Below are 23,362 nucleotides of genomic sequence, written 5' to 3'. Positions count from 1 at the left end.
GAATTATATTAGGTTCTATTTTATAATGAGTCTAAATACGTATGATCAGGCTTTTAATAAATAGTGATAAATTCTATACCTTATATTTAAAATTTTAATTTCATGACTGCAATTTTGTTATTTCCTGCAAGAACCACTCTGTCTGCATCAATCCACTGGCAGACAAAGAAGCCTTTTTCATCAGAGATTTTACTCCATGTTTTTCCAAAATCTGAGGAATAGCTGATATGTTTGTCTCCTAATGCAATAATTTCTTTTCCTTTTGATCCCGGCTTTATTTTCACACAGGTACTATATCCCGCATTCTGCCCTGAAGCCTGAATCTGCCAGGTTTCTCCGCCATCATTAGTGGTGGCAATATTGTTAACATTGGCATCCTGCTTGGTATAATCTCCCCCAACGGCAATCCCAAACTTATCTTCAAAAAAATCGATAGAATACATTCCCTGTGAAGATTCTCCCTGTACAAATGGTGTATTGAAAATTTCAAACTTTTCATCTTTCAGATTCATTCTTAAGATTCTTGAAGCTTTTCCTCCGGTTGCAATCCACAAATATTTTTTGGATGATGAGATATTGGTATTACTGGCAGCAAAAGCAGCCTCACCCTCATTTAATTTCAAATTATTCTTAAACATGCTCCATTTCCCTTCTTTGTACACAGCCAGCTTCAGCATCTGATCTTTATCTGCGTCACTAAAAGTATAAGCCAGCTTATCATTAACAAAATGTAAAGCGTCATAAAAAGCGGTTTTTGCAGTATCTTTAAAAACAACCTCTGATTTCAGCGTTTTCTTATCGATGGCAAAGAAACGTCCCGGACTTTCAATATTGATTGCATAAAAAGTAGTTTTATTCTGCCCTAATGTTCTGAATTGAAGTTTCTCTTCAGATAGCTTGATCTGTTTCTGGTTGTTATAATCTTTAAGATCTACAAACCCGAATTTGGAATCTGTACCACTGTACCAAACCTTGTTGTTATACAGTTCAAGAGCTCTGATACTGATCTTATCGTTAAGAATTGTTTCAAGGCTTTCCACCTGCTGGGAAAATGCTGTAAGTCCTATGGACAAAAATAAAATGGAAAAAATCTTTTTCATATGATAGTATTGAGATAAAAAAAACCGCCGAAGCGGTTTAATATGATGATTAATCTTGGTTCTGATATTTTTCAGGATTGTTCAATTTACTGTTTGATTTCCCATAAAGGAAATATACTAAACCTCCTAAGAACAACCACACAGCCGAAAGCTCCAATGCATGAGCACTTAAGTTAAATATCAAATAAATATTGATAAATACTCCCAGTGCAACAACAATTTTGTAAGCCGGAACTTTGAAAGGTCTGATCAAATTAGGTTCTTTTTTTCTCATTACCCAAACTGCAATACAAACCAGAGTAAAGGCAAACAGGGTTCCGAAACTTGTCATATCTGCCAATGTTGAAATTGGGGTAAATGCTGCGATCAATGCTACAACAATTCCTAACAAAAGAATCCCTTTATAAGGTGTTTTTGTTTTTGGATGAAGATCACCGAAGAATCTAGGAATCAATCCGTCTTTTGCCATTCCGATGAAGATTCTGGACTGTCCCATCATCATTACCATTACTACAGAAATTAATCCTACAGTAGCAGCAATGGTTACAATATTACTAGCCCAGTGTTTTCCTGCAATTTCAAAAGCATAAGCAACAGGAGCTTTAATAGCATCAGGGTACTTCCCTTCCGGGTTAAAGTCTGTATAATGCATCATCCCTGTTAATACAAGAGATACACAAATATATAAAGCTGTACAAACCAATAATGAAGCAATAATTGCGAAAGGCACATCTTTCTTAGGATTAATAGCTTCCCCAGCCTGCGTAGAAACAGCATCAAAACCAATATAAGCAAAGAAAATAGCTGCCGCTCCGGAAATAATTCCTTTAATACCATAAGCAGAAACCAGATCACCTTCAGAATTTTTAATCTGAACCTGATCCGGAATAAAAGGCTTCCAGTTTTTAACTCCGTCTACAGCGTTATAAAGATCAGTATTAGAGAAAATAATATATACTCCTGCAATAATTACAAAGATAACAGCAGAAGTTTTCATTAAAACGATCAGGTTATTTGCTCCTGCAGCTTCTTTAGTTCCCTTTACCAATAATGCAGTAATTAAAAGAACAAGAATAAATGCAGGCAGGTTCATGGAAAAACCCTCTCCGGTATAACTTGCCGGATCTGATGTCAGATAGGCAGGCAAATGAATATTAAAAATCTTCAAAAATTTGTTAAAATATCCGGACCAACTCACGGAAACCGCCATACTCGCCATGGCATACTCGAGGATGAGACACCACCCCATGGCCCATGCAAAAATTTCTCCTACCGTTCCATAGGCATAAGCATAAGCTGAACCTTCTACAGGAATAATGGAGGCAAACTCTGCATAACATAATGCAGCAAAAACGCAGGCGATCCCTGCTATGATAAAGGAAATTGCAAGTGCTGGCCCTGCATGATAATAGGCTCCTGTTCCGGTAAGAACAAAGATTCCACCACCGATGATAGCACCTACTCCAATTGCTGTTAAACTCCATTTTCCAAGGACTTTTTTCAGCTCACTTTTCTTCATATCTGCCTCATAGGCACTTAGTGGCTTTTTAACCCAAATTTTCGACATGTTTTTTTATTTATTAAGGATTTACGAAAATATAAAAAATTTAGAAACTCTCACGTTAATCGTTAAAATTTCATCATTTATTTTACATTAAAGACTTTAAAAACCTGACCAGCACCTTATTCATAGTATTTCCCCAACATGAAGTTTTCCCGTTCTGATTCTGAACCACAGAACCAGAAGTCAGTCATAATACAAATATGCCGTAATCTGCATTCTTACAAAAAAAAAGAATGTAGAGATATATCATGATGACTATAGTTTGAAAACGTCGGTAATGTCATTATTATCTTACAACTACTTTACCGTCCGAAATAAACAGAAATTCTGAGTAATCATCACTTCCCCATTGAATTTTCACAAGTCAGGAAACTCTACGGGACGTCATTATATTTGATAACCTGTAAGGAACTTCTAAAAAAAAGCAAAATTTCTTTATTTTTGATACCATGAATTTATATGATCTTTTCATAAAGCCTTATGAAGGTTATGATACTTTACAGATTATGTTGGAAACTTCGGGGGCCGTCTTAGGAACTCTGAGTGTGTATTTTTCGATTAAAAAAAATATCTGGGTATACCCCACCGGCATTATTTCTACGCTGATCTATGTTTATATTCTTTTCAATTTCGGTCTGCTTGGAGACTGCCTGATCAACGTTTATTATACTGTAATGAGTATCTATGGATGGATTTTATGGGCCAGAAATTCAAAAGATCATATTCATGTTGATGTCACCTGGGCCCTCACAAAGGAATGGCTCTATGCCAGCTTCCTTTTTATACTGAGTCTGGCACTTGTGACCCTTATTTACTATTACAAACCTTATATTGATAATCAATTTTCGATGGAAGGAACCAGCTTCGGATTGTATCACCTGGACTGGGCAAACTGGATGGATGTTTTCACAACCTCAATATTTTTGGTAGGAATGTGGTTTATGGCCAAACAGCGCATTGAGAGCTGGATTTTCTGGATTATCGGGGATCTTATTTGCATCCCTATGATGATTTTTAAGGGACTTGGAATCACTTCGGTTCAATATTTGGTATTTACTATAATGGCGATCTTAGGATACGTCAGTTGGAAAAAAAGTTTTAAAGAAAAAAAAGTACAATAAAGTCATGAAAAATTTATTTAAAATAGCATTCAGTATTTTTGCTATTACCAGTTTAACTTCTTGTTTAGCATATACCGACGGATACGGAAGCAATGGAAGCTACGGGTATGGAGATCCGTATTATAACAACGGATATTACTATGCTCCATCAGGATATTACGGAAGTGGTGGATATTGGGGTAATGATGGCTATTATTATAGAAACAACGTTAATTATTACTATGATAATGGTATTCCTTATTACTATGATAGCTACAATAACTCCAGAAGAAAAGTATATGTAGAAAGAAGATCTTCCTCTTCTTCGAGACCTGAGAACGGATTCCAGAATACGCGTACAACGAACAGCAACGGTTCATACAATAATAACGGAGGATTCAACAATAACAGAAACTCCAACAGCAACAGCGGATTCAGAAACCAGAATAATGGTTATCAGAACAATCAGGGAAATCAAAACAACGGTGGTTTCAGAAATTCCAACAGTAACAGTGGATTCAGAAATCAAAACAGCAGCAATCAGAACAACCAGAATAACAGCGGTTTCAGAAATTCCGGAAGCAGCAGGTCAGAATCTTCTGGTGGTGGATTCAGAAATAGCTCAGGCAGCCAAAGCACCAGTTCAAGCAGACAGCAGAGCGGCGGAGGCGGCTTTAGATAAAACGATTATAAATAAGGAAACGAACAGCTAACACTGTTCGTTTTTCATTTAAAATATAGTAATTTTGCTTCTTTATTTAACAAAAAATATGGAATTCTATAAATATCAGGGAACAGGGAATGATTTTGTAATGGTAGACAACCGTGATCTCCAATTTACAAAAGATAAAGATAGTATTGAAAAATTATGTGACAGACGTTTCGGAATAGGTGCTGACGGTCTTATTTTATTGGAAAACGATCCTCAATATGATTTCAAGATGGTGTACTACAATTCAGATGGCGGTGAAAGCACAATGTGTGGAAACGGAGGAAGATGTCTTGTTGCCTTTGCTTTTTTCCTGGACATTTTTGAAGACAAATGCAAATTTATTGCTACAGATGGTGAACATGAAGCTGAAATCCATAACGGAATCATTAAATTAAAAATGATCAACGTGGATACTGTTTCCCATGACGGAAATGATTTTGTTCTGAACACCGGATCTCCCCATTATGTAAAATATGTAGAAAACCTGAAAGATTTTCACGTTTATGATGAAGGATATGGCATCAGAAATTCCGAAAAATATAAAGAAAAAGGAATCAATGTGAACTTTGTAGAAAAAATTTCAGATAATGAAATTTTCGTAAGAACCTATGAACGAGGCGTTGAGGACGAAACTTACAGCTGCGGAACAGGAGTTACAGCTTCTGCTTTAACTTTTCTGCAAAAACATAATCTAACCTCTGTAAAAGTTAAAACTTTAGGCGGAAACCTTAAAGTATATGCTGAAAAAAGCGGTGATACATTCCAGAATATTTGGCTGGAAGGTCCTGCAAAGCAAGTTTTTAGAGGTAAGACAGATCTTCTTTAAAAACAAAAAACTTTTAATCAACATTGATAAGAATGAAAAAAGCAATTCTCATTGTCATTCTGCTGGTTTTTGTAGTGGCAGGATTTTTTGGTTTGAGATTTTATAATAAATATTTAGGAAACAACGTAGAAAAGGATGGTTACGTTCTGATTCCTCATAGAGCAGGTTTTAAACAGATCCTCGATTCTGTTGCTCCTTATATTAAAGACAGGGAATCTTTTGAAGCTGTGGCTAAGGAAAAAGGCCTTGATACAAATTTTAAAGCAGGGCGTTACCATATCCAGAGTGGAACAGGCAACAAGAACCTAGTCAATATGATCAAAGCAGGTAACCAGACTGCCAATTCCTACCGAATCGGTGATTTTGGTGATATGTACCAGATGATTGGTAAAGTGACTAAAAAAACGGAAATTGATTCATTGCATTTTGTCAATGACCTTGATGCCGTTGCGCAGGAGAAAGGCTATAAAAATGTTGAAGATTTAAAAAAATATTTTTTCATTGATACCTATAATTTTTTCTGGACAGTGAGTCCGAGAGAATTTTTTACCAAGTTCGAAAATCAATATCATGATTTCTGGACCAGTGAAAGAAAAAACAAAGAACAGCAGTCCGGTCTTACAAGAGATCAGATTTATGCCCTGGCTTCTATTGTTTATAAGGAATCGGGAGGGAAAAAGGACGAAATGAAAACCATTGCAGGATTATATTTAAACCGTTACAGAAAAGGAATGAAACTTCAGTCCGATCCTACGGTAATTTATGCAATCAACAAGCAGACTAATTTTAAAGAACCTATAAAAAGAGTATTATATAAGCATTTGTCTACACCATCACCTTATAATACTTATGCCAATGCAGGTATTCCTCCGGGACCGATCTGTGTAGTGGATAAGAATTCAATAGATGCTGTTTTAAATGCCGAAAACAACAATTATATATTTATGTGTGCTGATCCGGCAAGATTCGGATACCATAAGTTTACTGCAAGTGCTGAAGAACATGCGGTAAATGCCAAGGCTTATCAGGACTGGCTCAACTCAAAAAATATAAAATAGGCTTAGAAAGCACCTAAAAATTTATACAGTTAGAAAAACAATAAACAACCATAATGTTTTGATGATCAACTTGGTATGGAGACTCAAAACATTAAGGGTTATCCTTTACGATCTTATACAAAAAAATAACCTATGAAGAATAAGACAGAAATTGTCAATATTTTCACCAGAAAAGCTTTAGGACTTACACTAGTACTTTCAGCAGCAGCAATGGCTTTTGCACAGGAGAAAGCTGGAGTTTCAGGAATCATTGTCAACAAAAAAAACCAACCGGTTCCTTATGCATCTGTAACTTTCAGCAATAAGGCCAACAAAACTTTAAGTGATGCTGTACTGACAGATGAAAAAGGGCAATATACCCTTCAGCTTATGCCTGGAGACTATGATATTACAGTAGAAGCCATTGATTACAAAAAAAGTGTAGTCAGCAAAAAGATTGCAACAGCAGGTAATATCGGAGCACTATCTATTGAAGCAGAATCCACCTCTACTGTTGATGGTAAAACAAAGGAAATACAGGGCGTTGTTATTACCGCATCTGCAGCCAAAGCATATAAGGTAGAGCTTGATAAGAAAACATATGATCCTTCACAGGATATTGTGAGTAAAGGAGGAAACCTTCAGGATGTTTTAACCAATGTTCCTTCAGTTTCTGTAGATACAGACGGAACGGTATCTATGAGAGGAAATTCCAATGTAAAATTCCTTATCAACGGAAAGCCCTCATCCCTTCTTGGAATAGATGATGGAGCCAATGCTTTGCAGAGTATTCCAGCGGATCAGATTGAAAGAATTGAGGTAATCACCAACCCTTCTTCTAAATTTGAGGCAAGTGGAACTGCCGGTATTCTGAATATCATTCTTAAAAAGGATAAAAAAATAGGATTCAATGGTAGCGTAACCGGAACTTTAGGTTATCTTCCAAGAACCAACCTTAACGCTAACTTAAACTGGAGAAAAGGTAACTGGACCTGGTTTTTAAATGGCGGCGGTGGTTATCAGAAGAACGAAAGCACCATGAAGAATACGACCACCAGAAAGGATGATATTGGCAGCCTGGCTTCTGATGCATTCCCTTTTACACAGTATTCTCAACAAAATGGTAAAACGACAAGAGAAAGTAACACTTATAATGTGACTGCTGGTTTTACTCATGACTTCAGCGATAAGACTTCCATCAATTTCTCAGGAATGATCAGAAGTTTTGATACGGATCAGACAGGTCTTAATTCTTATAATGAAAGACTGTATACGACTCCTACTTCTGGTGTAAGCAATGTTTTAAGGGAAAGAAACAGCTACGGAAATAACACAAACCTGGCAACCCAGTTTGATCTTGGACTTGATCAGAAAATTGGAGACAATGGCCAGTTATTATCCGCATCTGCAAGTTACCAGACGAACAAAACAGACGGAATTAATAAAATTGTTCAAAGAACATTTATTGAAAATATTGTACAGCCAAACGGTAATATCACCAATAATGTAAGTACAGATTCTAAAACGGATACCTTCATTGGAAAAATCGATTATGAACTTCCAATAGGTGAAAAATCTAAATTAGAAGCCGGAGCACGTTATGATTATAACAGAAATACTTATAACTATTTTGTAGATCAAAGTTTGAACGAGCAACCCGCAATTACAAGGTTCGATTTCACAAGTAATACAGTATATTCTGAAAAGATCTTGGGAGTTTATGCACAGTTTAAAAGTAAGATTGGAGAAAAATTTGCGTATCAGTTAGGATTAAGAAGTGAGACTTCAAAAATTGACGTTAATTTTCAAAATTTTGATGTAAACGGAAACCCGGCAAATACTCCGGAAGTTAATAAAAACTATACTAAGTTCTTCCCTTCTGTATTTTTAAGTTATGATCTGGCAAAAAACAATCAGATCCTGTTAAATTATTCAAGAAGAATTAACCGTCCGAGAGCTTTCTCCCTGATCCCTTTTATGTCTTTTGATGATGACAGAAACTACTTCAGAGGAAACCCGAATCTTAACCCAACGTACGAAAACTCTTTTGAACTTGGATATAATCTTTCAAATAAAAAGATCACGTTTAATCCAACTCTGTATTTTAAAAAGTCTGAAGACGAGCAAAACAGATATCAATATGTAGATCAGACCGGAGCTGTAAACACCATTCCTTTTAACGTGGGTACGGAGACCAATTATGGTTTGGATCTGAACGGAACTTACGATCCTTACAGCTGGTGGAAAATAATGCTTTCTGCTGACCTTTACGGATATAAAAATACAGGAAGCTATAACTTATTCCCTGACAATCCAAAAACCTTAAATGATTTTTCAGGTTCAGGGTTCTCATACAGAATACGTTTTAACAATACATTTAAACCGACAAAAAACTTAAGCCTTCAAATTCAAAGTTTCTACAGAGCTGCTGAGAAAACAGCAATGAACAACAGAAAGGCAATGTATGGTATAGATTTTGGCGCGAGCCAGACCATTTGGAAAGGAAACGGAATTATAGGATTCAACATCAGAGACATCTTTAATACCAGAAAAATGAAAAACTTCTCTGATAATGCTCAGTTTACCCGAGAAATGGAAATGCAGTGGCAGCCAAGACAATTTGCTTTATCTTTCACGTATAAGTTCAAGCAAGGTGAGAAGATTGATGCCAAACCTAAAATTAAAAAAGATATTAATTCCAATACAAAAGGCGACGAAGAACAAGGCGGCCCGATGTAATATAACAAAAATCCCGAAAGTTACTTTCGGGATTTTTTATTTCTGTTATTTTACAGGTTCTGCTTTAGCGTATTTTTCTTTTTCAGCTTCATAGATTCTTCTTCTCAGATCACTGGTGGAAAACCGATGGTCTCTTTTATTGAAAAATAGCTCAATTCCTTTTTCTTCACAGTATTTTTTACCTGTAAAGTCTTTGTCCATATAATCATCTCCAATGATTCTTACGTCAATCACAAATGATTTAAGAATATCCAAAAGGTCTTCCTCTGTGTAGTAAGGAATAATCTCATCCACAGCATTCACTGCCTTCAGTTGAATATATCGTTCAACAATAGTCTGGCTTGGCTTATTTTTAGTGGGACGGTCGTGGGACGGGTCAATCTGAAGTCCTACGATTAAATAGTCACATACGGTTTTAGCTTCTTCAAGCATTTTGATGTGACCTGCATGTAATAAGTCAAACGACGAAAATGTAATACCTATTCTCTGTGTCTTCATACTAATTTAAAATTAAAGCTTCCATGAATCAATGTTCTTAAAAATCACAACAGATATTCAGGAAGATGTTTTTGTAATTTGTTTTATGATCGTTTAAATGTTCTCTTTATGTAAGCATTTCTGAATGCTAAGTTATGAATTTCTGGTGTTCAGATATTTCTGCCATTCCCAAACCGTTCTTAAAGCCTCTTCCAAAGATGTTTCAGACTTCCAGTTGAGTTCTTTTTCAGCTTTTTCAGGGTTGGCATATGCAATAGTAATATCTCCTTCTCTTCTGTCGCAGATCTGGTAAGGCACTTCTACATTATTCGCTTTCTCAAATGCTTTTACCACTTCCAGTACAGATGAACCTTTTCCTGTTCCCAGATTGTAAGTATCTATGACAGCATCCGATGAAGGATCTTCTATCAGTTTCTTTAATGCTGCAACGTGTGCTTTTGCCAGGTCAACAACATAGATATAATCACGAACGGCCGTTCCGTCCTGTGTAGGATAATCATCGCCCCATATATTCAGTTTCTCACGAACTCCTGAAGCGGTCTGCATTACATAAGGCACTAAATTATTAGGAATCCCGATTGGCAATTCTCCAATCTTTCCGGAAGGGTGTGCCCCGATTGGATTAAAATACCTTAATAGTGATATTTTACTTTGATAGGCTTTTGCAAAATCAATCAGGATCTGTTCTCCCATTTGTTTTGTTTTCCCATAGACACTTTCAGGCGTTTTCAGCGGAGTATTTTCATCTATTGGCATAACATCTGCCTGCCCGTACACCGTACACGATGAGCTGAAAATAAAATTGGAGATCTTTCTCGTTTTAAATTCCTGAAGAATATTAATCAAAGAAAACAGATTATTCTCATAATAATCAACAGGAATGATCTGGCTCTCTCCTACCGCTTTAGAAGCAGCAAAATTGATACAGCCATCAATCTGATGAGCATCAAAAACCTGAGTAAGAAGTTCTTTTCTTCTTAAATCAAAAGGATAAAAAACAGGTTTCTTACCAGTAATTTCCTCAATATTTTTTAAAATAAACCTTTCCGTATTGGATAAATCATCCACAATAACCACTTCAAAGCCGTTATTAAGAAGTTCTACTACAGTGTGAGAACCAATATATCCAAGGCCTCCGGTAACAAGTATTGTCATTTTTTCTTTATACTTTTACTAATCTTTGTCCTTTCCTATATTTTCTATTTCGTTAACTCCATTATAATTTTTCACTTTAAATACATTAACAATCAGTAAACTCAATATGAGGATAGTTAATAATTTAAAAGTAAAATGTTCTAAAATATTATTTCCATTTAAAAATCCAAGTAGCAAAGGGTAACCTAAAACAAAAATGGATAAAAATAAACTAAGATTTAGAAACAAAACAGCTTTATCATATTTTTCTACAAGATTGACAAAAGCAGATGAGTTAATAACTAACGAAATAGTAATAAGTAATGTTTTAAAAAGATTAAAGTCATTAAATATTTCAAGAACTGAAAATGCTGATATTATAAAAAAAACTAAGCTGATTAAAACTGCTAAGTAGTATACCAGCTTATATTTAAATATCTTTCTTTTCATTAATTATCCCATAAACTCAAGCACTGCATCTGTAATATACTTCAGCTGCTCTTCGTCTAATTCTGTATGCATTGGTAAAGAAATTACCTGATCCAGAAGCTTATCAGTATTCACAAAGTCTGCTGCATTACTTTCCTGAAAGTATGCTTTTTGCTTTCTTAGTGCTACCGGGTAATAGATCATCGCAGGGATTTCTTTCTCCGCTAAAAACTTCTGAAGTTCATTACGTTTTCCGTTCAGAATTCTTAAGGTATACTGGTGGAATACGTGAGTAGAATTCTCAGCTCTTTTCGGAGTCAGAATATTCGGGTTTCCTTCGAAAGCATCATCATAAAAGTCTGCTGCTTTTCTTCTTGCTTCGTTATAAGAATCAAGGTGAGGAAGTTTCTTTCTTAAAACCGCTGCCTGAATACTATCCAAACGTGAGTTTACTCCTACCTCATCGTGGTAATATCTCTCATACATTCCATGGTTTACAATTCCTCTTAAACGGTGAGCCAATTCATCATTATTGGTGAAAATAGCCCCTCCGTCTCCGTAGCATCCCAGGTTTTTTGACGGAAAGAAAGAAGTGGTTCCCACAGTAGACATTGTTCCTGCCTGTTTTACAGTTCCGTCTGAGAAGGTATATTCTGAACCGATTGCCTGAGCATTGTCTTCAATAACGTATAGATTATGCTCTTCAGCAATTTTTAAAATTTCTTCCATATTGGCACACTGTCCGAAAATATGTACCGGGATAATCGCTTTTGTTTTGGGTGTAATTGCTTTTTTAATCTGTTCTGTAGAGATTGTGAATGTATCATAATCTACATCTACCAATACAGACTTTAATTTAAGCAGGTGAATAACTTCTACTGTTGCAGCAAAAGTAAAATCAGCCGTGATAATTTCGTCTCCTTCTTTCAGGTCCAAAGCCATCAGGGCAATTTGTAATGCATCTGTACCATTGGCACACGGAATCACATGTTTTACTTCTAAATAAGACTCCAATTCATTCTGGAAAGACTTTACTTCAGGACCGTTAATAAATGCCGCAGAATCCATTACATTCAAAACTGCATTGTCTACATCACTCTTTATTTTGTAATACTGACTTTGCAAGTCAACCATCTGAATTTTTTTCATATAATAAATATTTCTGTAAAAATAAGGAATTTAAAATCCTATCAAAAATTTTATTGATTTTGTTTTTATCTTTATACAAATAAATTTTATGAAAAAACTTTTACTCTTTTGTTTCCTAACAGGTTACCTGACCGTTTCCGCACAAACGGAGCTTGTTTTTGTTTACTTCACGGATAAGCCTAATAAAGCTGCTTTTTATGCCAATCCGCTGTCCGAACTCAGTCAGAAATCACTCAACAGGCGTACTGCACTCGGAATCCCGCTTAATGATCAGGATGCTCCTATTGAGCAGTCTTACCTTCAGAATCTTCAAAATTTGGGATTTGTTGTTACGGATTATTCAAAATGGCTTAATGGTGCGGCAGTCAATGCCACTCCTGCGCAAAAAACTTTACTGCAGGCTCAAACTTATGTTTCATCCGTTGAAAGTTTTGCAAGAAACAGCTCTGGTACTACGGTGAAAACAGCACCTGGAAAATGGAAAGATGATGCCAGCATCAATAAAACACTTACCAACTTCAATTATGGTTCTGGGGCAGGACAAATTGATCAGGTTAACATCCGGCCGCTTCATCTGGCAGGCTATACAGGAACGGGAGTTTCCATAGCAGTGATTGATGCAGGATTTCCAACGGTAAATACAGGAACTGCCTTTTCAAGATTGTGGACTAATAATCATATCAAAGCCTCTTATGATTTTGTTACCAAAACCGGAGATATTTATAATACGGCCCTCAGTACTCATGGTTCTGTCGTGTTAGGTGTTATGGGTGGATATCTGCAAGATGTTTTTGTAGGTGCGGCACCTGATGCTGATTTTTATCTTTACCGAAGTGAAAATGCAGCTGTAGAAATCCCCGAAGAAGAACTATACTGGATTGAAGCTGCGGAGGAAGCGGACAGAAAAGGAATAGAAATCATTACCTCATCATTGGGATACAATATTTTTAACGAAAGCCGTTACAATTATACGTATGCCGATATGGATGGTAATACTTCATTCATTGCCCGCGGAGCCGGCATTGCCGCTGAAAAAGGTATTTTTGTTCTTGCCGCTGCAGGTAATTCCGGACAACAGCCGTGGCACTATCTTTTGACACCATCTGACAATGCAAAAGTGTTCTCTATTGGAAATGTGGATGCTGCCGGAAATGCCTCCCCCTCTTCTTCTTATGGACCCAATGCTCTCAGCGTGGTAAAACCTGACGGAAGTACTCAGGGAACCGGCACTACAACCGTTTATGATAATGCTACTTTAATTGTGAATGGAACTTCCATTGCGACTCCTATTGCTGCCGGAGGTGTAGCGTGTCTTATTCAGGCTTTTCCAACGATGAACAGGGAACAGATGAGAACAAAGCTGAGACAGACTGCTTCACTTTATCCTGCCCATTCGGATCAGATGGGATTTGGGATTCTTAATTTCGGAAGCTTATATAATCTTGTTCTGAATACCTCTGAGACTGTAAAAAAAGAAAAGTTCTCTATATTCCCGAATCCTGTAAAAACCATCCTGAATATAGCATCAGAGTTAGAAGTTCAGTCGTTAGAAATATATGATAATCTGGGAAGACTCATTAGAACAAGCACCAATCAGAAATCCATAAAAGTAGAGGATTTTGCAAAAGGGACCTATTATCTTAAAATTCAGACGAAGGATAAGGTTTTCTATGAAAAATTCTTAAAGGAATAATTTTTTGTTTCCCGCAGATTATTCGGATTGAGCAGATTTATTTACAACATAAACATTGGGTGATCTGTGGGAGATATATTACTATTTTTGGTCGTATTACAACATAAAAATAAGTTTGAGCTAAAGCTCATTGAATGGTTTATAATAAAAAACGGGCTAAAGCCCGTTTCTATTGATATTGATTATCATTTCGTTATGATCATTCTTATTTTAAAAATTGCTTATGCAGAGTTTCTGCTCGCATTAATATTCCCGAACAGTGAACGTGTTACCAGCTTTTCATAAGCTTCTTTGTTGCCTTCTCCTTTTTGAATCTTCATTAAAGCATATTGCTGAATACTCAACAGCGGAAGGACGATCTTCTCACGGATCTTTACCGATTTTCTGGAAAGCGGATCTTCTTCCTGAAGCATTTTAAATCCTGTCAGTTCCAGCATAATATCTCTTGAAAGCTCATATTCATCGAAAAGAACATTCCAGAATGCACCGAATTTCGGATTGTTTTTGATATAGTAAGTCAATGGGAAGTAAGATTTGTTCATACTCATCATGGAGTTCAACACTAAAGTTTTAAAGAAATCCGAACCTTTATACAATTCTCTTACTTCTTCAAACCTGCCCTGCTCTTTCATCTTTTGCATGGCATATCCAAAACCGAAGAATCCTGGCACATTCTGTTTCAATTGCGACCATGATCCTACAAACGGGATGGCTCTCAGATCTTCAAATCTTAGCTCACTTCCGTTTCCTCTTTTTGAAGGACGGCTTCCGATATTCGTTTTTCCGTAATATTCCAGCGTACTCATTTCCTGAAGGTAGGGGACAAACATCGGATGCGCTTTCAGATCTGAATATTTCTTATAGCTGATATCTGCAAGCTCAATAATCAGTGCTCTTTCCTTTTCTGTAAGTTCTTTTTTTGAATTTTTGAATACATCATTTTCAACACCTGCTGTCAGAAGCTGTTCAAAGTTATATTTTGCCTGCTCTTTATTCCCAAAAATACTGGTAATCGTTTGTCCCTGAATGGTTAATTCAATCTTATTATTGGCAATTGTTTTTCCCTGAGAAGCATAGAAATCGTGGGTTTTTCCGCCACCTCTGGCTGGTGGTCCTCCTCTGCCATCAAAGAATACAACTTTAATATTATTCTCTTCCGAAAGTTTTGTCAGTACTTCTTTGGCTTTATAAATTTCCCAGTTGGCTTTTAAATATCCTCCGTCTTTGGTTCCATCCGAGAAGCCAAGCATAATCGTCTGCTGATTTCCTCTTTTTTCCAGGTGCTTTTTATAAACAGGATTATGATACAGCTCATTCATTACATGCTCTGCATTGGCAAGCCCTTCCATGGTTTCAAAAAGTGGAACAATATCCATATTGATGTCTTGATCTTTATAACCACAGATTTTAAAGAAGGCATATACGTTCATAACGTCTTTTACAGCATCAGAATTGGAAATAATATAACGGTTCATTCCTCTTAGTCCGTTCAGGTTCTGGATATCCGTAACCTGTGAAACCGTTAACAAAGTATCTTTTACAATATCTTCGAAATCCTCCACATGAACCGTTTCTGAAATCTGAATAAGTTTGTTGAACTTCTGTTCGTAATCAGCCTCTTCATTTCCGTATAGTTTTGCATACACCTCATCAATAACTTTCTGGTGAATTCTGCTGTCCTGGCGGATATCCAGTGTCGCAAAGTGAGTGCCGAAGATCATCACACGGTCTCTGAAATTAATCAAAAGATCCAAAAACAAAGAATTATGTTCGTTGATCAGTATTTTTTCTGCTTCATTTGCTTTCTTTAAAATATCTTCTGCTTTAATACTTTTCCCATCAAAAATGGCAGCATACAGTTCTTCACTTAATTGGGTCAACACTTCTGAAACGCCTCTGAAACTCAATCGTCTTCTGATAAATTTCAGATGGCTGTAGTATGATTTCAGAATTGCAGAACGAAGTTCTTCCGCTACTCTTTTCGTTACCTCTGCGGTTACAAAAGGATTTCCGTCTCTGTCTCCACCCGGCCAGAAACCCAGCTGGATAATATCTTCATGAAGGTGGAAATGGCCATTCCCGAAAGTCTTTTTGATCTTGGTAAAAAGTTCACCAATGGTGTCATAATATACATATCTCAGATAGGAAATAATACTCAGCGCTTCATCTATTGGAGTAGGTTTCTCCTTGTTGACGAAAGGAGTTTTCCCCAACTGCTGCAGAAGCATATCAATCTGAGTTACCGAATCACTGGTAATAGCTCCTCTCAAATCCTGAATAATTCTCTGTACCGAACTTGGATAAAACTGAGTAGGGTGTGCTGTAAATACAACCTTAACACTAAAATCTTTTAATTTTTCGCGTACTTTTTCAATTTTATGATCCTGAAAAGAACGTTCGAAGAGATTGGTCACTGTTCCGTTATCACTTTCAGAATGAAGATTGGGAAATGCAGCATCCTCAATACTATCAAACAAAACAACCTGTCTTTCTATATATTGAATGATCTTGAAAAGCAGTTCCAGTTTCTGCTCCTCAGTCTGAAGATCGGTATGGTTTTTAAAAAATTCTTCGACGATATTTTCAGGGGTTTTTCCTGCTTCATAGCCGGTTCTGCTTTCCTCATAAAGAAATGGAAGCAGCATTCCGATATTCGTCATTTTATCATAAGGCAGGCTCATAAATAATGAATTATAGATCTGGAACTTATTTTCCACAATCTGCCTGAATTTTTCTGCGCGTTGGTCGTGTATCATATTAACAAATGTAAGCGATTTTCAAATTAGTTGGATTGACAAATGGCAAAAATAAAGGACAAAAAATATTTTTTTTAAAAAATATTATAAATACTTTTTCCACAGTAAACAAACGATTAACTATGGGATATTTTTACAGGTTTTAAAATTATAGAAATCCGTTTTAGTCATTCAGGATTAATATAATTTGATTAACTTTACTGTTAACGCTATCCATAATCCATGAAAAAAATATGTACTTTTTTACTCATAACACTTCTGCTCATCTCTTGTGAAAAAGATTGTTATAATGCTCCATTACCCGTCATTTTTGAGTTCGTCAATTCCAACAATGAAAATCTTATTACCAACGGGACATTGACTACTTATTCCGTTCAGGATGAAAATAATGTCAGTGTACAATTGTCCAAAACATCGGATAATAGAGTTCTTTTAGAAAATGTAGGAGCTTATAATGGGACAAAAAAGTATGAATTCTTTTCTAACATTAAAGACCTGGACTTTTCCATTCAATCATCAGAATTTAATGGAGGTTGTGATGGCTATCAGATCAATAAATTAACGTTTACAGGTATAGATATTGATGTAACTGCTGAAAAAGGATATTATAAAATTGTATTGGAATAATTCTCTTTTTTAAATTTGCACCGGAAACCCATTCTTTATGAAAGTAATCATCGCATTTTCCCTGATTCTCTCTAATCTGCTTTATAGCCAGATCAAGGTTCCCGACGATTATAAAAAAATTCCTGATATTCTGGATACCGCAGATTATCTCTACCCTTTCATTGTTCCTGATAAAGAATATGCTTACTGGCGCGTTCTCAGTAATGATATAGATTATGAAAAAGCTGTCATTTATGAAAGCCAGGCTCCCGATTTTATGACGATCAATGAACCTGCTCCCGAAAGAGGTTTTTTCCAGAAATGTATAGGGAATAACTGTTTTTCATACATTCTGGCGTGTAAAAATGAAAGATCTGTTTATTTTTCCAATGAACAGCAACTGAGAGATTTTATCGGAACGGTTGACAATCTTCCGGAGGCTATTTTATTGGCCAAAACGTATGGTTATTCGGTGGATACGAGTAACCGTTTTACAGGAGCATATAAAATTGAAGACCGCCATATTTCCATGTATCTGATGCAGTCTAAGGGTTGTCCGGTTGTGAAAGAATCTTTTTTGGTTAAAATCAACAGAAAAACCGGAAAGCTGGAGGCAAAAAGTAATGGAATCTATGCAAAGGATGAAAACTGTACTGCTTTATAATTTTTTTTGAAAACGCTAAGACGCAAAACAGTTTTATATACTTCATGTTTTAAGGCACAAGGATTTTATCTGCGATAAAATTGATAATCTCATATTTTAAACCATTAAGATTTTTTAAGATGATAAGAGTAGTTAAGGGAAATAGCTGAAGCTATTTTTTAGCGATGTACTTCATTTTTCCATCACAGATGGTCTTAATTATTCTTATTGTCTTCATTAACCTTAATGGTTTAATTTCTTATATATTAATAGCTCCCTGCCCGGATGCTATCAGATAAGCTTCTTTAAGCGTTTCAGAATAGGTTGGATGCGCATAGGAAATACGGAACATATCTTCTGCGGTCACTTCATATTCCTGAGCAATGACACCCTGAGCAATCAAATCTGCGGCTCTGGCACCAATGATATGAACTCCCAGCACTTCTCCATACTTCGGATCTACCAAAACTTTGGCAAAACCTTCTATATCCATTGAAGCGCGGGCCCTTGCGCTGGCAGAAAACGGGAATTTCCCTACATTATATGCGATGTTATTTTGTTTCAGATATTCTTCCGTATACCCTACTGAAGCTACTTCCGGCCAGGTATACACCACGGAAGGAATACGGTTATAATGAATATGATGCTTTTGTCCATTGATTGTTTCGGCTACAAAAACACCTTCTTCTTCCGCTTTGTGAGCCAACATTGCGCCACCGATAACATCTCCGATTGCATAGATATTGGATGCTGAAGTCTGGTTGTTTTCATTTACTTTAATAAAGCCTCTTTCATCCAGCTGTATATCTGTATTTTCAAGTCCGAGGCCTTTTACATAAGGACTTCTTCCCACCGCTACCAATACATAATCTGCTTCCAGCCCTCCTTCTGTTCCATTTTTATCCTTAAAAAAAACTTTGCCCTTAGAGTCTGCATTCTCAGTTCTATAAACAGCATGATTAAGACGGATATCAATACCTTCTTTTTTCAGGATTTTCTGAAGGCTTTTTCCCAGCTCATGATCCATTGTGGCAATCAGATGATCAGCATATTCAAGGATAGTCACTTTAGTTCCTATACGGTTGAAAATGGAGGCCATTTCCACCCCTATTACTCCACCGCCGATGATGACCATAGATTCCGGTTTTTCCTCTAAAGACAATGCTTCTGTGGAAGTAATAATTCTTTTTTTATCAATTTCAACTCCGGGAATAGTGGATGGTTTCGAACCTGTAGCAATGATATAATGCTGTGCAGTAATTTCTCTCATCTCAGTTTCGTTGACAATTTTTATGATAGAATTATTAACAAAGCTTGCTGTTCCTTTTAACCTTGTAATTTTATTTTTGTTCATTAAAAAATCCAGGCCTCCCGTATTTTTTGAAACTACCTCTGCTTTTCTCTTATACATCTGAGAAAAATCCAGTTCTATCTGATCCAGCTTAATCCCATGCTCCTTGAATTGATGCTGTGCCTCCGCATAATGATGAGTGCTGTCCAATAAAGCTTTGGTCGGAATACAGCCTACATTGGTACATGTTCCTCCCAAAGTATCATATTTCTCAATAATCACGGTTTTATATCCCAGCTGTGCGCTTCGTATCGCTGCAACATATCCTCCGGGTCCTGAGCCGATTACGGCAATGTCATAATGATCCATTTGATTTATTTATTTTTTTATGATTAAATTTACTTGCAAAACAAAAGCAAAATTAAATTAAACACTTTCAATTTGCAAGTATTATTTTAAAATTAACAAAATGAGTAAAAAAAGATCCGACTGCCCGATCAGCTGTTCCCTGGAAATGTGGGGGGACAAATGGTCTCTGTTAATCATAAGAGATCTTATGCTGAAAAAGGAATGCACTTATGGAGACTTCCTTAAAGCTGATGAAAAAATAGCAACGAATATTCTGGCTGCGAGGCTTCAAAACCTTTTGGACAGCGGGATAATTGACAAAAAAGATCATCCGGACAGTAAGCTGAAAATTCTTTATTTCCTGACCCGAAAAGGGATTGACCTGATTCCCGTCATTGTTGAAATCAATCTTTGGGGTGATCAGTATCTCACAATTCCCGATGACCGTAAAAAACTATTGGACGATATTAAAAAAGATAAGGAAGGTTTTATAAAAAGAGCAAAAGCTTATCTTTCTTCTAAAGGATAAGATGCTTTAAAAGAACGGCTCATGGCGATAGCTTTTATAATATGGAATAATAGCAATTTTAAAATTTCATTAACTCACTTTTCCTTTTTCATTCCGTAAATTTGGCTTAAAATAAATTTAGAACAATGCTTAATTTCGAGTTTAAAAACCCTACAAAAATACTTTTTGGAAAAGGCGAAATCGCTAAAATCTCCAAAGAAATTCCCAAAGATGCAAGAATTTTAATGATTTACGGTGGCGGAAGCATCAAAAACAATGGTGTTTACGACCAGGTAAAAGAGGCTTTAAAAGAGCATGAATTATATGAATTCGGCGGAGTTCCTGCCAACCCTGAATATGAAGTTTTGATAAATGCCCTAAGCTTTATCAAAGAAAAGAATATTACTTACCTTCTTGCTGTAGGAGGCGGATCTGTAATTGACGGAACGAAATTTCTATCCGCAGCCGCGAATTATGAGGGTGAACCATGGGAGATCCTGAGAAAGTCTGTAAGAACATTTGAAGGACAGGGTATGCCTTTTGGAAGCATTTTAACTTTGCCTGCAACAGGTTCTGAAATGAATTCAGGTTACGTTATTTCCAGAAGAGAAACCAATGAAAAATTATCTTCAGGAGGGCCTGGACTTTTCCCACAGTTCTCTGTACTGGATCCGGAAGTAATCAGATCTATTCCAAAAAATCAAATCGTAAACGGAATTACAGATGCCTATACTCACGTTTTAGAACAATATATGACGGCTCCTTCTTCTGCTGATCTTCAGGAAAGAATTGCAGAAAGTATCCTGATCAGCCTGCAGGAAACCGCTCCTAAAGTATTGGCTGATGATTTCAACTACGATGCTGCAGGAAACTTTATGTGGTGCTGTACAATGGCTTTAAACGGGCTGATCCAGAAAGGGGTGATTACAGACTGGGCAGTACATGCAATGGGACACGAGCTGACAGCTTATTTCGGTATTGACCATGCAAGAACACTGGCAATTATTGCTCCATCACATTACCGCTACAACTTTGAAGATAAAAAAGGAAAACTGGCTCAGTACGCTGAGAGAGTTTGGGGAATCAAAGACGGAATTGTAGAAGAAAAAGCTGAACTGGCCATTAAAAAACTGGAGGAATTCTTCCACAGTCTTCATATCAAAACCAGACTTTCCGAGTATACGGAAGACTTTAAAGGAACTGCTGAAAAAGTTGAAAAAGCCTTTACAGACAGAAACTGGTTAGGTCTTGGAGAGTATAAAAAACTGACTCCACAGGATGCCTATAAGATTGTAGAAATGAGTTATTAAGGGATTCCGAGGCGGGTTTCGGGGTACGGGATATAAAGTTTTGCGTTACACTGTTTCGGGATTCGGATAAAAGGGTTTATATTCATTTTCACGTTGAAAATAAATAACCCGAAACTCGCATCTCGTATTGCAAGCTCTATGAAATTATTTAATTTACAAACATTCGTTTAAAAAATCATTATTTCATTATAGATATTTCAAATTTATTTATATTTTAGCATATTCTTAAATTTGTGAAAATGAAAAAACAGCTACTTTTATTTGCCTTTTCTGCTTTGGCGCTTACTTCTTGTAAAGATGACAATCTTGAAGCTTATGATATGGATATCATGAAAGGAGATTGGAAGGAAGTTAAAAGGGAAGTAATTTCCGGAAAGGATAATAAAACAGTGCTTTATACTGAAACTTTAACCGGATGTGCAACCAAAAATACTCTTTTCTTAAGAACAGATTATTATGTGAGCTATACGGCATATACAGGTGAAGGGGCCAACTGTACTCCAGCTCCGAAAACTGAAGGTAGATATACCTACGATGCCGATTCAAAAATTATTGGAATTAAACTTGGCGACGAAGGATCTGTAAACTACAGAGTAGATATGCTGACAGGCAAAGATCTTAAGCTTGCCCAGCAATCAGGGATCTTTGATATGAATGGAGATAAAATTCCTGATATCCCTTACGTTACCTACAAAAGATAAATCATAAACTCCCGCTAATCGGGAGTTTTTTATTACTTTTATATCTAATTTAAAACTGAATATAATGAAGAAGATTCTATCAGCATTTCTATTGCTGTATTTTGCTATTTCCTTTTCTCAGGAAAAAAAACCGATGTTCTGGCAGGACATCCAGGAGTTCAAAAAGCTGGATCAGCAAAATCCACCTCAAAAGGATGCTATTTTATTTATCGGAAGTTCCTCATTCACCAAATGGACTGATGTAGCAGATTACTTCCCTGGTAAAACAATTATCAACAGAGGGTTCGGAGGTTCGAGACTTACCGATCTTAATGATTTTGCGAATGACCTTTTAGCTCCTTATCAACCCAAACAGATCATTATTTATTGTGGTGAAAATGATTTTGCCGACAATCACCAGCTAAAAGCAAAAGTGGTTGTAGACCGATTCAAAACTTTTTACAAAAAAATCCGTGAAAGATTTCCTGATATTGAAGTAGATTATATCTCTATCAAATACTCGCCAAGCCGCGAAGTAATCTGGCCGCAGATGAAAATCGCCAACAAAAAGATTGCGGCATTCATGAAAAAAGAACCTAATGCAGAATTTATTGATGTAACTAAGGCCATGGAAGATGCTAATGGAAATGTAAGAAAGGATATTTTTGTGGAAGATATGCTTCATTTTAAACCGGAAGGATATAAAATCTGGGCAAGGATAATCACTCCTTATCTGAAATAAAAATGAAAGAACACCGGGATTTACCTATTTATAAAAAGGCTGAAGAGATCTACAAAACATTGCAGATCATTACAGACCTCTTTCCTGAAGATAATGATTATCTCCAACATCTGAAATCTAATTTATTAGGAGATATCATGATAATTCAGGCTAAAATTTCGGGTGCTGAAGCTGTGAAGCTGTATGATATTAAAATGGAAAATGCAGCTATAATCCGAAAAGCAGCCCGGGAAATTATGGTAAGTGGTAATCACTTGGAATTATTAGGATTTTCTGATGCAAAATATTATAAAATTATCAGAAACCTTATAGAAGACTTTCGTCTTTTATTTATTGATTGGGTCGCCGGGTTTAATCCAAAGCATTATATTGTTGATGAATGGGGACTCTTTAATCCTCCTGGTATATCACCTGATTATGTTCAAAGAGATGATGAACTGGACTTTTTGGATGAAGATGATGAAGATAATTAAAGTCAAAAAAAACGATTCCTGAAA

Annotated in this window: 21 protein-coding genes; 13 read left to right on the top strand and 8 right to left on the bottom strand. The window is 36.3% G+C overall.

The genetic code is table 11. From position 1 onward, the window contains the following. Window positions 1–86: 86 nt before the first annotated feature. Window positions 87–1,100: a WD40/YVTN/BNR-like repeat-containing protein gene (locus tag FB551_RS02560; protein ID WP_142014683.1), complete on the bottom strand. Its 1,014-nt coding sequence runs from the start codon at window positions 1,098–1,100 to the stop codon at window positions 87–89. A gap of 49 nt (window positions 1,101–1,149) precedes the next feature. Continuing rightward, window positions 1,150–2,667 (bottom strand): amino acid permease, encoded by a 1,518-nt coding sequence (locus FB551_RS02555; protein WP_142014681.1) that lies wholly within the window; start codon window positions 2,665–2,667, stop codon window positions 1,150–1,152. 446 nt (window positions 2,668–3,113) lie between these two features. On the opposite strand from FB551_RS02555, the gene pnuC reads away from it, so the two are divergent. The 5 genes from pnuC to FB551_RS02530 all read left to right on the top strand — a co-directional run bounded on the left by pnuC (window position 3,114) and on the right by FB551_RS02530 (window position 9,078). After that, on the top strand, window positions 3,114–3,785 hold the full coding sequence (pnuC, locus tag FB551_RS02550) for a nicotinamide riboside transporter PnuC (RefSeq protein ID WP_047431948.1): 672 nt from the start codon (window positions 3,114–3,116) through the stop codon (window positions 3,783–3,785). A gap of 4 nt (window positions 3,786–3,789) precedes the next feature. Beyond that, window positions 3,790–4,446: a hypothetical protein gene (locus FB551_RS02545; RefSeq protein ID WP_142014678.1), complete on the top strand. Its 657-nt coding sequence runs from the start codon at window positions 3,790–3,792 to the stop codon at window positions 4,444–4,446. Between the two features lie 88 nt (window positions 4,447–4,534). Continuing rightward, window positions 4,535–5,302, top strand: a complete 768-nt coding sequence (gene dapF / locus FB551_RS02540; protein ID WP_142014674.1) for a diaminopimelate epimerase — start codon at window positions 4,535–4,537, stop codon at window positions 5,300–5,302. A 32-nt stretch (window positions 5,303–5,334) separates the two neighbouring features. Then, the gene (gene mltG / locus FB551_RS02535; RefSeq protein WP_142014672.1) at window positions 5,335–6,360 is read left to right on the top strand and encodes an endolytic transglycosylase MltG; all 1,026 of its coding nucleotides are present in this window, start codon (window positions 5,335–5,337) and stop codon (window positions 6,358–6,360) included. Between the two features lie 132 nt (window positions 6,361–6,492). Further along, window positions 6,493–9,078, top strand: coding sequence for a TonB-dependent receptor domain-containing protein (locus tag FB551_RS02530; protein ID WP_142014669.1), 2,586 nt, complete (start codon window positions 6,493–6,495; stop codon window positions 9,076–9,078). 45 nt (window positions 9,079–9,123) lie between these two features. On the opposite strand, the gene FB551_RS02525 is transcribed toward FB551_RS02530, so the two are convergent. The 4 genes from FB551_RS02525 to FB551_RS02510 all read right to left on the bottom strand — a co-directional run bounded on the left by FB551_RS02525 (window position 9,124) and on the right by FB551_RS02510 (window position 12,288). Beyond that, window positions 9,124–9,576, bottom strand: a complete 453-nt coding sequence (locus FB551_RS02525; RefSeq protein ID WP_047431962.1) for an adenylyltransferase/cytidyltransferase family protein — start codon at window positions 9,574–9,576, stop codon at window positions 9,124–9,126. Between the two features lie 132 nt (window positions 9,577–9,708). Further along, a complete protein-coding gene (galE, locus tag FB551_RS02520) occupies window positions 9,709–10,731 on the bottom strand; it encodes a UDP-glucose 4-epimerase GalE (RefSeq protein WP_047431966.1) in 1,023 nt (340 codons plus the stop codon). 18 nt (window positions 10,732–10,749) lie between these two features. Beyond that, window positions 10,750–11,160 (bottom strand): hypothetical protein, encoded by a 411-nt coding sequence (locus FB551_RS02515; protein WP_047431967.1) that lies wholly within the window; start codon window positions 11,158–11,160, stop codon window positions 10,750–10,752. Window positions 11,161–11,163: 3 nt separating this feature from the next. Next, complete coding sequence (locus FB551_RS02510) at window positions 11,164–12,288, bottom strand: DegT/DnrJ/EryC1/StrS family aminotransferase (RefSeq protein ID WP_047431970.1); 1,125 nt, start codon at window positions 12,286–12,288, stop codon at window positions 11,164–11,166. 88 nt (window positions 12,289–12,376) lie between these two features. Here FB551_RS02510 and FB551_RS02505 point away from each other — a divergent pair, with 88 nt between their 5' ends. After that, a complete protein-coding gene (locus FB551_RS02505; protein WP_142014665.1) occupies window positions 12,377–13,981 on the top strand; it encodes a S8/S53 family peptidase in 1,605 nt (534 codons plus the stop codon). A 221-nt stretch (window positions 13,982–14,202) separates the two neighbouring features. Here the strand turns inward: FB551_RS02505 and FB551_RS02500 are convergent, their stop codons facing one another. Continuing rightward, window positions 14,203–16,737, bottom strand: coding sequence for a phosphoenolpyruvate carboxylase (locus FB551_RS02500; protein ID WP_142014662.1), 2,535 nt, complete (start codon window positions 16,735–16,737; stop codon window positions 14,203–14,205). Between the two features lie 222 nt (window positions 16,738–16,959). Here FB551_RS02500 and FB551_RS02495 point away from each other — a divergent pair, with 222 nt between their 5' ends. Together FB551_RS02495 and FB551_RS02490 are read left to right on the top strand one after the other, a co-directional pair. Continuing rightward, on the top strand, window positions 16,960–17,364 hold the full coding sequence (locus FB551_RS02495; RefSeq protein ID WP_142014659.1) for a hypothetical protein: 405 nt from the start codon (window positions 16,960–16,962) through the stop codon (window positions 17,362–17,364). A 37-nt stretch (window positions 17,365–17,401) separates the two neighbouring features. Further along, window positions 17,402–18,007 (top strand): hypothetical protein, encoded by a 606-nt coding sequence (locus FB551_RS02490; RefSeq protein WP_142014657.1) that lies wholly within the window; start codon window positions 17,402–17,404, stop codon window positions 18,005–18,007. A gap of 238 nt (window positions 18,008–18,245) precedes the next feature. On the opposite strand, the gene lpdA is transcribed toward FB551_RS02490, so the two are convergent. Beyond that, window positions 18,246–19,646, bottom strand: a complete 1,401-nt coding sequence (gene lpdA, locus FB551_RS02485) for a dihydrolipoyl dehydrogenase (RefSeq protein WP_142014654.1) — start codon at window positions 19,644–19,646, stop codon at window positions 18,246–18,248. A gap of 100 nt (window positions 19,647–19,746) precedes the next feature. Here lpdA and FB551_RS02480 point away from each other — a divergent pair, with 100 nt between their 5' ends. The 5 genes from FB551_RS02480 (at window position 19,747) to FB551_RS02460 (ending at window position 23,338) form a co-directional block, all read left to right on the top strand. Further along, window positions 19,747–20,154 (top strand): winged helix-turn-helix transcriptional regulator, encoded by a 408-nt coding sequence (locus tag FB551_RS02480; protein WP_142014651.1) that lies wholly within the window; start codon window positions 19,747–19,749, stop codon window positions 20,152–20,154. A gap of 125 nt (window positions 20,155–20,279) precedes the next feature. Next, window positions 20,280–21,443 (top strand): iron-containing alcohol dehydrogenase, encoded by a 1,164-nt coding sequence (locus FB551_RS02475; RefSeq protein WP_142014646.1) that lies wholly within the window; start codon window positions 20,280–20,282, stop codon window positions 21,441–21,443. Window positions 21,444–21,682: 239 nt separating this feature from the next. Continuing rightward, window positions 21,683–22,144, top strand: coding sequence for a lipocalin-like domain-containing protein (locus tag FB551_RS02470; RefSeq protein ID WP_047431989.1), 462 nt, complete (start codon window positions 21,683–21,685; stop codon window positions 22,142–22,144). A gap of 64 nt (window positions 22,145–22,208) precedes the next feature. Then, window positions 22,209–22,865 (top strand): GDSL-type esterase/lipase family protein, encoded by a 657-nt coding sequence (locus tag FB551_RS02465; RefSeq protein ID WP_142014643.1) that lies wholly within the window; start codon window positions 22,209–22,211, stop codon window positions 22,863–22,865. 2 nt (window positions 22,866–22,867) lie between these two features. Next, a complete protein-coding gene (locus FB551_RS02460) occupies window positions 22,868–23,338 on the top strand; it encodes a hypothetical protein (protein WP_047431995.1) in 471 nt (156 codons plus the stop codon). Window positions 23,339–23,362 lie beyond the last annotated feature (24 nt).

It is taken from the genome of Chryseobacterium aquifrigidense (genome assembly GCF_006716485.1).
In the GTDB taxonomy this organism is placed as follows: domain Bacteria; phylum Bacteroidota; class Bacteroidia; order Flavobacteriales; family Weeksellaceae; genus Chryseobacterium; species Chryseobacterium vietnamense.
Note: the sequence above shows the minus strand (reverse complement) of the source record. Positions and strands in the feature narration are given on the sequence as shown.

Coding starts and splice junctions, on each gene's coding strand:
- FB551_RS02560 (WP_142014683.1), bottom strand. CDS start 1,100: ATGAAAAAGATTTTTTCCATTTTATTTTTGTCCATAGGACTTACAGCA.
- FB551_RS02555 (WP_142014681.1), bottom strand. CDS start 2,667: ATGTCGAAAATTTGGGTTAAAAAGCCACTAAGTGCCTATGAGGCAGAT.
- pnuC (WP_047431948.1), top strand. CDS start 3,114: ATGAATTTATATGATCTTTTCATAAAGCCTTATGAAGGTTATGATACT.
- FB551_RS02545 (WP_142014678.1), top strand. CDS start 3,790: ATGAAAAATTTATTTAAAATAGCATTCAGTATTTTTGCTATTACCAGT.
- dapF (WP_142014674.1), top strand. CDS start 4,535: ATGGAATTCTATAAATATCAGGGAACAGGGAATGATTTTGTAATGGTA.
- mltG (WP_142014672.1), top strand. CDS start 5,335: ATGAAAAAAGCAATTCTCATTGTCATTCTGCTGGTTTTTGTAGTGGCA.
- FB551_RS02530 (WP_142014669.1), top strand. CDS start 6,493: ATGAAGAATAAGACAGAAATTGTCAATATTTTCACCAGAAAAGCTTTA.
- FB551_RS02525 (WP_047431962.1), bottom strand. CDS start 9,576: ATGAAGACACAGAGAATAGGTATTACATTTTCGTCGTTTGACTTATTA.
- galE (WP_047431966.1), bottom strand. CDS start 10,731: ATGACAATACTTGTTACCGGAGGCCTTGGATATATTGGTTCTCACACT.
- FB551_RS02515 (WP_047431967.1), bottom strand. CDS start 11,160: ATGAAAAGAAAGATATTTAAATATAAGCTGGTATACTACTTAGCAGTT.
- FB551_RS02510 (WP_047431970.1), bottom strand. CDS start 12,288: ATGAAAAAAATTCAGATGGTTGACTTGCAAAGTCAGTATTACAAAATA.
- FB551_RS02505 (WP_142014665.1), top strand. CDS start 12,377: ATGAAAAAACTTTTACTCTTTTGTTTCCTAACAGGTTACCTGACCGTT.
- FB551_RS02500 (WP_142014662.1), bottom strand. CDS start 16,737: ATGATACACGACCAACGCGCAGAAAAATTCAGGCAGATTGTGGAAAAT.
- FB551_RS02495 (WP_142014659.1), top strand. CDS start 16,960: ATGAAAAAAATATGTACTTTTTTACTCATAACACTTCTGCTCATCTCT.
- FB551_RS02490 (WP_142014657.1), top strand. CDS start 17,402: ATGAAAGTAATCATCGCATTTTCCCTGATTCTCTCTAATCTGCTTTAT.
- lpdA (WP_142014654.1), bottom strand. CDS start 19,646: ATGGATCATTATGACATTGCCGTAATCGGCTCAGGACCCGGAGGATAT.
- FB551_RS02480 (WP_142014651.1), top strand. CDS start 19,747: ATGAGTAAAAAAAGATCCGACTGCCCGATCAGCTGTTCCCTGGAAATG.
- FB551_RS02475 (WP_142014646.1), top strand. CDS start 20,280: ATGCTTAATTTCGAGTTTAAAAACCCTACAAAAATACTTTTTGGAAAA.
- FB551_RS02470 (WP_047431989.1), top strand. CDS start 21,683: ATGAAAAAACAGCTACTTTTATTTGCCTTTTCTGCTTTGGCGCTTACT.
- FB551_RS02465 (WP_142014643.1), top strand. CDS start 22,209: ATGAAGAAGATTCTATCAGCATTTCTATTGCTGTATTTTGCTATTTCC.
- FB551_RS02460 (WP_047431995.1), top strand. CDS start 22,868: ATGAAAGAACACCGGGATTTACCTATTTATAAAAAGGCTGAAGAGATC.